This window comes from Streptomyces sp. NPDC090083, from assembly GCF_044747445.1.
Taxonomy (GTDB): Bacteria; Actinomycetota; Actinomycetes; order Streptomycetales; family Streptomycetaceae; genus Streptomyces.
Genome location: NZ_JBIVED010000026.1, coordinates 1 through 9,341, shown reverse-complemented (window position 1 = coordinate 9,341; position 9,341 = coordinate 1). Strand labels below are relative to the sequence as shown.

7 protein-coding genes and 1 pseudogene are annotated in these 9,341 nt (G+C 68.0%); 1 reads left to right on the top strand and 7 read right to left on the bottom strand.

All coding sequences use genetic code 11. The annotated features are described in order from the left end of the window. Positions 1-90 precede the first annotated feature (90 nt). From ACIPTO_RS42765 to ACIPTO_RS42755, 3 genes are read right to left on the bottom strand one after another with little or no spacing between them, the layout of a single operon-like run. A complete protein-coding gene (locus ACIPTO_RS42765; protein ID WP_401201275.1) occupies positions 91-1,890 on the bottom strand; it encodes a dipeptide ABC transporter ATP-binding protein in 1,800 nt (599 codons plus the stop codon). Then, the gene (locus ACIPTO_RS42760) at positions 1,887-2,786 is read right to left on the bottom strand and encodes an ABC transporter permease (protein WP_401201272.1); all 900 of its coding nucleotides are present in this window, start codon (positions 2,784-2,786) and stop codon (positions 1,887-1,889) included. The genes ACIPTO_RS42765 and ACIPTO_RS42760 overlap by 4 nt, the downstream gene beginning before the upstream one ends. Continuing rightward, on the bottom strand, positions 2,783-3,769 hold the full coding sequence (locus tag ACIPTO_RS42755) for an ABC transporter permease (protein ID WP_401201270.1): 987 nt from the start codon (positions 3,767-3,769) through the stop codon (positions 2,783-2,785). The genes ACIPTO_RS42760 and ACIPTO_RS42755 overlap by 4 nt, the downstream gene beginning before the upstream one ends. Positions 3,770-3,909: 140 nt before the next feature. Here ACIPTO_RS42755 and ACIPTO_RS42750 point away from each other — a divergent pair, with 140 nt between their 5' ends. After that, entirely contained in the window at positions 3,910-5,595 is a 1,686-nt protein-coding gene (locus ACIPTO_RS42750; protein ID WP_401201268.1) for an ABC transporter family substrate-binding protein, read from the top strand. Between the two features lie 238 nt (positions 5,596-5,833). Here the strand turns inward: ACIPTO_RS42750 and ssuE are convergent, their stop codons facing one another. The 4 genes and pseudogenes from ssuE to ACIPTO_RS42730 form a co-directional block, all read right to left on the bottom strand. Further along, positions 5,834-6,391, bottom strand: a complete 558-nt coding sequence (gene ssuE, locus ACIPTO_RS42745) for an NADPH-dependent FMN reductase (RefSeq protein ID WP_401201267.1) — start codon at positions 6,389-6,391, stop codon at positions 5,834-5,836. A gap of 442 nt (positions 6,392-6,833) precedes the next feature. Then, positions 6,834-7,982, bottom strand: coding sequence for an LLM class flavin-dependent oxidoreductase (locus tag ACIPTO_RS42740; RefSeq protein WP_401201265.1), 1,149 nt, complete (start codon positions 7,980-7,982; stop codon positions 6,834-6,836). Beyond that, positions 7,975-9,066: an LLM class flavin-dependent oxidoreductase gene (locus ACIPTO_RS42735; RefSeq protein ID WP_401201263.1), complete on the bottom strand. Its 1,092-nt coding sequence runs from the start codon at positions 9,064-9,066 to the stop codon at positions 7,975-7,977. Before ACIPTO_RS42735 ends, ACIPTO_RS42740 begins: the two co-directional genes overlap by 8 nt. Further along, positions 9,063-9,341 (bottom strand): annotated as a pseudogene (locus ACIPTO_RS42730) (F420-dependent methylene-tetrahydromethanopterin reductase); the annotation flags it as partial. The pseudogene ACIPTO_RS42730 and the gene ACIPTO_RS42735, both read right to left, overlap by 4 nt.

Here is a 9,341-nt window from a genome sequence, read left to right as displayed (position 1 = left end):
TCCAAAACCTGCTGATGTGCTGGACCGGCACCTGCACCACCTGCGGCCGCCCCCTCACCACCAGCAGAACCAGAACCTAACGAAGCACTACTAGACAACCTCCCGCACGCGGGGAAAGTGACAGGCCGCCCCGTCCCCGTCGAGCGCCGGAATCTCCTGAGCGCACCGTTGCCGCTCCGCCTCCTCCAGTTGTACGTGGAGGGGGCAGCGCGCCCGGAACCGGCAGCCGTCGTAGCGTCGCGTCGGGCTCGGCGGGTCCCCGGCCAGCAGGATCCGCGACTGCCGCCGCTCGCGTTCGCGTACCGGATCGGGCAGGGGCACGGCGGAGAGGAGGGCCTGGGTGTAGGGGTGCCGGGGACGCTCGAAGACATCGTCAACGGGACCGGCCTCGACCGTGCGGCCGAGGTAGACCACGCTCACGCGGTCGGCGATGTTGCGTACGACGGACAGGTCGTGGGAGACGAAGAGGTAGGCGAGGCCCAGCTCTTCTTTCAGGCGCTGCAGCAGGTCGAGCACTCCGGCCTGGACGGAGACGTCAAGGGCCGAGACCGGTTCGTCGAGGACGAGCAGTTCCGGCTCGACGGACAGTGCGCGGGCGATGCCGACGCGCTGCCGCTGGCCGCCGGAGAACTCGTGCGGGTAGCGCTCGGCGTGGGCCGGGTCGAGCCCGACCTGGGCGAGAAGGTCCGGCACGCGACGGCCGATCGTCGCCCGGTCGGCGCCCTGGGTGCGCAGCGGCTCGGCGATGATGTCCCCGACAGGCATCCGCGGGTCGAGGGAGGCCATCGGGTCCTGGAAGACGATCTGGACGCGGCGGCGCAGGGCCTTCACCTCCGCCTTGCCGAGCCCGGCGAGGTCCTGGCCGAACAACTCGATCGATCCGCCTTGCGGCCGGGCCAGTTCGAGCAGTTCGAAGAGCGTCGTCGACTTCCCCGACCCTGACTCGCCGACCAGGGCGAGCGTCTGCCCGCGCCGGACGTCGAGGTCGACGCCGTCGACCGCGTACACGGACCCGATCCGGCGCTTGAAGGCGGTTCCCTTGAGGAGCGGGAAGGTCCTGGTGAGCCCGCGCACCTTCAACACCGTTTCCCCAGTGGGGGGTTGGGGTATGCGCGGGGCGTCCATCCGTGGGACGGCCGCCAACAGCCGCTTCGTGTAGGGCTCCTGGGGCCGTTCGAAGACCGCGACGGCCGTGCCCGACTCGACGACCCGTCCCTCGTGCATCACGGCCACCCGGTCGGCCGCCCCGGCGATGACACCGAGGTCGTGGCTGACCAGAAGTACCGCGGCCCCCGTCTCGTGCTGCGCCGTCCGCAGCACGTCGAGCACCTGTGCCTGGATGGTGACGTCGAGGGCGGTGGTGGGTTCGTCTGCGAGGATGATGTCGGGGTCGTTGGCCATCGCCATGGCGATCATCGCGCGCTGGCGCATGCCGCCGGAGAACTCGTGCGGGAACGCCCGTGCACGCAGGGCAGGTTCGGGGATGCCGACGAGGTCGAGCAGTTCGACCGCTCGCTTCAGGGCCTGTTCACGGGAGACGTCCTGGTGCGCGCGGACCGCCTCGGCGATCTGGTCTCCGATCCGGTACACGGGTGTGAACGCGGAGAGCGGATCCTGGAAGACCATGGAGACGCGGCTGCCACGGATCCTGGTGAGTCGGCGCTCCGAGGCTCCGACGAGTTCCTGTCCGTCGAGTCGTACGGACCCGCGGACCGTCGCGTTGCCCGGCAGCAGACCGAGGACGGCGAGCGCGGTCGCGGACTTCCCGGAGCCCGACTCGCCGACGAGGCCGAGGACTTCACCTCGGTCGAGGGTGAGAGCTACGCCGCGCACGGCGGGTCGTCCGTCGAAGTCGACGTCCAGATGGGTCACTTGGAGTATCGGGCTCACCGGGATGCGCCTTTCGAGGTGGGGTCCAGCGCGTCCCGCAGCCCGTCGCCGACCAGGTTCACGGCCAGGACGAACACGACCAGGAGTCCGGCAGCGAAGAAGAACATCCATGGGTAGGTGACGGCGGCGCTGGTTCCGTCGGCGATCAGGGTGCCGAGCGAGACGTCGGGGGGCTGGACGCCGAAGCCGAAGTAGGACAGGGCGGTCTCGCTCATGACGGCGCCGCCGACCTGGATGGTCGCGTCGATGATGAGGAAGGACGCGACGTTGGGCAGGACGTGCCGCCAGATGATCCGGAAGGGGCCGACGCCCATGTACCGTGCGGCGCGCACGAATTCGCGCTCCTTCAGGGAGAGGGTCATGGACCGCACCACCCTGGCGGTGATCATCCAGGCGAAGAGCCCGAGCAGTCCGACCAGGGCGAACCAGCCGCTGGAGTCCAGTCGGGGCGAGACGATCGCGATGATGAGGAAGGAAGGGAAGACCAGCAGGAGGTCCACGAAGAACATGAGCAGGCGGTCGGTCCACCCACCGAAGTATCCGGCGCAGGCTCCGACCAGCGAGGCGAGCCCCGTGGCGAGCACGGCGACGAGCAGTCCGATGATGAGGGACTTCTGGAGGCCGCGTACGGTCTGCGCGAACACATCTTGGCCGATGCGGTTGGTACCCCACCAATGGTCGGCGTCGGGTGCGGCCCGCAGCGCCGTGTAGTCGATGTGGCTGTAGGACCACGGGGTGACATACGGTCCGACGAAGGCGAGCAGGAACAGCAGTACCAGGACCACGGCTCCGGCGAGGGCGGCGCGATTGCGCAGGAAGCGGCGCAGGACGACGGTGGCGCGGCCGGCGGGAGGCGCAGCGACGGGTGCCTCTTCGGCGATGAGGGCCGTGGTCATGATGCCTGCCTGATACGGGGGTCGAGCGCGGCGTGCAGGACGTCGGCGAGGAAGCCGGAGAGTAGAACGGTGACGGCGGCGAAGAGGTTCACGGCGACCACGGAGTTCACGTCGTTCTTGCCGATGGACGCGACGAACCACTCCCCCATGCCGTGCCAGCCGAAGATCGTCTCCGTGAAGATGGCGCCGGTGAACAGGGCGAGGAAGCCGTAGGAGAAGTAGGTCGACATGGGGATGAGGGCCGTACGCAGTCCGTGTTTGAGGAAGACCGTCCGCCGGGCGAGGCCCTTGGCCCGTGCGGTGCGCAGATAGTCGGAGCCGAGGACGTCGAGCATCGTGTTGCGCTGGTAGCGGCTGTAGCTCGCGACGGCGAAGAGGGCGACGGAGAGGGTGGGCAGCAGCAGATGCACGCTGCGGTCCCTCAGGACGGTCCAGAAGCCGTCGGTCACGCCGGGGCTCTTCTCTCCCGTGAACTGGATCAGATCCGTGCCCGTGCTCTGGTTGAACCAGATCGCGCCGGTCTTGAGGAGGATCGCCAGCAGGAACACGGGAGTCGAGAGCAGTGCGAAGGAGGCGAGGGTGACGGCCCGGTCGCTGATCCGGTACTGGCGTACGGCCGTCCAGGCGCCGACGAGCACGCCCGCGACGGTACCGAACACGGTTCCGGCCAGCAGCAGCCGCAGACTGACTCCGAGTCTGCGGCCGAACTCGGCGTCGACGGAGGTGCCGTCGATGGTCTCGCCAAGGTCGCCGCGCACCGCGTGTCCGAGCCAGCGCAGGAAGCGGCTCGGCAGCGGGGTGCGGTCGTTGACGCCGATCTCGTCGAGATGGTGGTTCACCGAGGCGACGGGGATGGGCGGCTGCCGGCCGGCGTAGTACTCGCGCGGGTGGAGGGCGAGCGAGGCCAACAGGTAGGAGAGGCAGACGGCGGCCAGGAGCAACAGGGCGTAGTAGCCGAGTCGTTTGGCCAGGTAGGCAGGCACAGTGGAAATGGTCCAGGTCTCGTGTTGCCACATCATGAAGAGAACATGTCAGGTGTCCAGGAGGTCTCCCCCTCAGGTCGTAGGCCGTTCTACGTTCGGTGCGTCCCACCGACGACACAGGCCTCACAAAGGACACCGACATGCGACAGACCTCCACCGCAGCCTGGATCGCCGCCACCGCGGCCACCGCGCTGCTGGTGACCGGCTGCGGCTCCTCCGACGGCGGCAAACCCGCCGTCCAGAAGAGCGCGGCTCCGGCCGGCAGCGCGGAGATCAACGCCCGTCCGCTGAGCGACATCCAGCAGGGCGGCACCCTCAAGCTGGCGATCTCGCAGTGGATCGCGGACTACAACCGCTACACCGCCAACGGCAACCAGGGTGACGCGACGGACATCAACGAACTGGTGGAGCCCAGGCTGTTCTGGGCGGACGCGCAGGGCGAGTCCAACCCCGACACGGACTTCCTGCTCTCCGCCTCAGTGACCTCGACCAGCCCGCAGACCGTCGTCTACAAGCTCAACCCCAAGGCGAAGTGGTCCGACGGAAAGTCCCTCGGCTGGCGGGACTTCGAAGCTCTGTGGAAGGCGAACAACGGCACGAACAAGGCGTACGAGGCCGCGGACACCTCCGGCTACGAACAAATCGGCGCGGTCCAACAAGGTGCCGACGCACACCAGGTCAAGGTCACCTTCTCCACGCCGTACGCCGACTGGAAGCACCTGTTCAACCCGCTTCTGCCGGCAGCCGCGATCGACACCCCGGACAAATTCAACAAGGGCTGGACACAACAGATCCCAATCACATCGAACGCCTTCAAGATCTCCTCGTACGACAAGACGGCCCAGACCGTCACGGCCGTCCCGGATCCCAACTGGTGGGGAACGAAACCTAAATTGGACTCGATCGTCTTCCGGGCCCTGGACTACTCGGCCTGGACGGACGCCTATCTCAACAAGGAGATCGACTCCGCGAGCGCGCTCCTGCCCGAGGACTACAAGCGGCTGTACAAGGCGGCGGGCACCGACATCCGCGTCGGCTCCCGCTGGGACGAGGTGCACATCGAGTTCAACGGCGCGCGTGGACCGCTCAAGGATATCCGCGTCCGTCAGGCACTCCAGCACGCCATCGACCGCAAGTCGATCGCCATCGCCTTCGGCAAGGACCTGCCCGTCCAACTGAAGCCGTACGGAAGCCACTTCTTCATGCCCAACCAGGCCGGCTACCAGGACAACTCCGGTACGTACGGCACGTACAACTTGAAGAAGGCGGGCGAGCTGCTGGACGCGGCGGGCTGGACGCTCCAGGGCGGCAAACGGGTCAAAGCACGCAAGCAGCTCACGCTCGGCTACACGCTCAGCGCGGGCTCCACCTCCGCGCAGGTAGACCAGTCCGAGCTGGTCCAAGCGCAGTTGGCCCAGGCCGGGATCAAGCTGAACATCGTGAAGGTGCCGTCGAACGACTACTTCTCCAAGTACGTCACCATCGGCAACTTCGACCTGACGAGCTTCCGTTGGGTCGACCAGACCTTCCGCTCGCAGGCCTACCCGATCTACCGCCAGCCGTCCGGCAAGAACCTGTACCAGAACTACGGTTCCGTCGGCTCCCCCGAGATCGACGCCCTGTTGAAGAAGGCAACCGAGACGACGGACACCACCAATGCGAACAAGCTCTACAACGAGGCCGACGCCAAGATCTGGGCTCTGGGCCACTCCATTCCGGTCTACCAGCGCCCGCAGGTCCTCGCGGTCCGCTCGAACCTCGCCAACTACGGCGCGAGCGGCCTCGCGGACGTGGACTACACGAAGGTCGGCTGGTTGAAGAAATGACCGGCTGGACGTTGAACTGGCCGGTGCGGTGGAGACCTCGACAGGTCTTCGCCACACCGTTTGTGAGGGTGCCCGAGTTCAGCGGCGCTCACCTCTGCGGTCCGCTAGATGCAATTGCGTTCGAGTATCGGACCGAGGAATGCCTGTCAGACAGATGTCCCAGCGCACGCTGGTCTGTCGTCAACGAAGCGATCCCTCGGCGGGTCCCAGGAGGCACGCGCGACGACGGTGACGGCGCTCATCCGGTGGCGGCCAGCAAGGCCGTACGCCCAACCAGCGCCGCCGAGAACTGGTCCGTGACCTGTGCCAGAGCCTCCGCCGCCCCCTGGGCGACGGTCAGCGTGCCGTCCTCGCCCATCGTGATGTCCTTGTCGAGTGTGAACCAACCCGGGGTGATGTGCGCGGGTCCCATGGACGACAGGACCGGGCGCAAGGCGTAGTCGATGGCCAGGACGTGGGCGTTCGTACCACCGGTTGCCAGCGGCAGGACCGTCTTGCCCGCCAGCGCGTACTGCGGGAGCAGGTCGAGCAGGGACTTCAGAAGCCCGGAGTAGGCGGCCTTGTAGACAGGAGTACCGATCACCACCCCGTCTGCCTGCTCGAACAAGGCGGTGGTCCGGACGATCGCCGGGTGAGCGAAATCGGCACCGAGCAGCGCTGCGGCAGGGAGTGTACGAACATCCAACGGGATCACCTCATGCCCCTGCGCGACGAGCCGCTCGTCGAGGTGGCGCAGCAGCCGGGCCGTGCGGGAGGTGGCGGAGGGGCTTCCGGAGACGGACAGGACGGTGGCCATGGGAGGACCTTTCGGTTCGTTGTCTCATGTACGGGCGACGGTCAGGAGTGGGAGGCGGCGGAGTCGGACTCGGCTTTCCGCGCCGTCGGTTCCCGCGCCTTCGGGGTCTGCCGCTTTTGGACTGGCAGCAGGTCGTCGACGAGGAGTAGGAGCGGTGGGCCGAGGGCGTGTCGTCGTCGACACCGAGGGGCGGAGCACGCCGCTGTCACTGGTTCTGAGCCTGTGCGGTCCCTCATGTGGCTGACCGGTGCCGAGCGGCTGTGCGAGCGCGTGGCGCTCGGCCAGGTCGTCGCGTACATCGGAGGGCGGGTGCGAGATCGCCTCAGCGTCGACGGCCTCGCGTCGCCGTATCCGCGCGGAGAGCCATCAGCTGTCAGCGCGACGACGACGCAGCCGTGTCAGAACGATCGCGTGCACCCATCCGGTGCGGTGCTCCCCAGCATCAGCTCGACGGGAAGGAGTGACCTCGTCGGCGCCACTCCTCGGCAAGCAGTCCGTAGGAGCGGACCCGGTCCGTGTGGTCGTGAGTGATGGTCGTGATGAGCACCTCGTCCGCGCCCGTAGCCTCCTGAAGTTGCTCCAGTTGGTCGGCCACCCGGCCCGGTGAGCCCACGAACTGGGTGTCGATGCGGTCCTGGACGAGGGCTCGGTCCGCGTCGGTCCACGTGTGAGTACGCGCTTCATCCGGCGTCGGGAACTCTATGGCACCCTCGGCACTGCGGATGCTGCGCACCCACAGACCGTAGCCGGTGGCGAGTTCGCGGGCGGTGGCGTCGTCCTCGGCGACGACGACGTCGGCGGAGACGCTGACGTACGGCTTGTCCAGGGACTCGGAGGGTTGGAAGAAGGACCGGTAGCCCTCCACCGCCTCCAGAACCGTGGCCGGGCTGACGTGGTAGTTCGCGGCGAACCGCAGCCCCCTCGCCCCCGCCGCCTCGGCGCTCTGGCCACCGCTGCTGCCCAGGATCCATACCTCGACGTCGGCGCCCTCCCCGGGCACGACGTGCGCCTCGACGCCGTCAAGGGAGCGATAGGTGCCGGCCAGCAGGGCGAGGAGGTCGTCGATCTGTTCGGCGTAGTCCTGGGATTCGGCGCCCGGGAGCAGGAGCAGCCTGCGTTGCAGGGCGACTCTGGGTGAGCCGAGGAGATGTGCGAAGGAGAAGCGTGGCGGGATCAACAGGCCGTTCGGGGTACGGCCGTCGACGACCGGGGGCGCGGTCGGCGACGGTTCGGTCGGCTGACCCGGCGGGCGGCCGCCCGAGCGGCCGAGGCCCAGGTCGAAACGGCCGGGGTGCAGCGCGTCGATCAGGCCGAACTCCTCCACGGTGGACAGCGCTGTGCGGTGCCCGAGTTGCACGGCTCCGGAGCCGAGCCGAATGGTGGAGGTGGCGGATGCGGTCAGCGCCAGGACGACGGCGGGTGACGTGCCGGCCACGCCGGGATTGAGGTGGTGCTCGGCGAACCAGTAGCGGGCGTATCCGAAGCGCTCGGCCTGCTGGGCGAGATCGATGGAGTTGCGCAGGGCATCGGCCGCCGTCGAGCCGGACGGGATCGGGACCAGGTCGAGGACGCCGAGGGGGATGTCAGGCACGGGTGGCCTCCTGGGTGGTCGGTGGTGTCGGAAGCACGGGGCTCCAGTCGAAGGGTGGGTCCGGGATGTCCCTGCGCAGGGTCGGGGCGACCGCCGACTGGAACAGCTCCAGCGAAGCGCGGTGCTCGGCGTCCGGGAGGCCGTTCGCGTCGGCGTGCAGATGGACGACGGTGTGCCCGAACTGCTCGTGGTAGCGGTGCACCTTGTCGATGACCTGCTGCGGGCTGCCGATCAGGGCCGAGCTGCGCTCGACGTAGTCCTCCAGGGTCTCGAAGACCACTGGCAGACCGGCTTTCCTGAAGAACGCCAGATTGGACTCGAAGACCGGGCGGTACACCGCCAGCGCCTCCTGGGAGGTCGGGGCGACATGGATGCCCGCCGTGCCCGCCCCGACGGCGATCCGCGTCGGATCGTGGCCGTAGTGCTCCCAGCGTTCGCGGTAGTAGCGGATCAACTCGGCATACGGCTCTATGGGGTTGGTGACGTTCGCCGAAAAGAGCGGGTCGCCGTACCGGGCGGCCAGGTCGACCGACTCCTTGCTGGTGGCGCTGCCGTGCCAGACCCGGACCGGCTGTTGGTACGGCCGCGGCCACACCTCCGCCTGTGCCAGCGGCGGGCGGAAACGGGTGTCCGCGGTGACCTTGTCCTGCCGCCAGATCTGCCGGAACACTTCGTAGCTCTCGGCGTTGCGGTCCCACTGGTCCTCGGGCGTGACCTGGAACAGGTCGCGCTGGGCGGCGCCGTTGCCCTTGCCGATGATCAGGTCCAGCCTGCCCTCGGACAGGTGGTCCAAGGTCGCGTAGTCCTCGTATGCCCGGACCGGGTCCAGCAGGCTGAGGGTGGTCACGGCCGTGAAGAGCCGGATCCGTTTCGTCAGGGCGGCCACATGACTCAGCACGACGGTCGGGGACGAGGAGATGAACGGGCGTTCGTGTCGCTCCCCCACTCCGAAGCCGTCGAAGCCCAACTCCTCGGCCAGCACAGCGCTTTTGACAACTTCACGGAAGCGTTCGTGCGTCGACTTCAGTACCCCGGTGACCGGGTCCGGCCGGTGCACGATCAGGGTGATCGCGAGAAACTTCACGAGGCCACCCGCTGTTCGTCGCGGTTGTCGTCGGGGTGTGCGAGGCCGAGGTGGTCGCGCAGGGTCGGGCCCTCGTAGTCGGTGCGGAAGACGCCCTGTTCCTGGAGGAGCGGGACGACCGTGTCGGCGAACGGGTCGAGGCCGGTCGGGGTGATGTGTGGAACGAGGATGAAGCCGTCGCTCGCGTCGGCCTGCACGAAGTCGTTGATGGTCCTCGCGACCGTCGACGGGGAGCCGATGAAGGCCTGCCGGTTGCCGGTCTCGATGACCAGGTC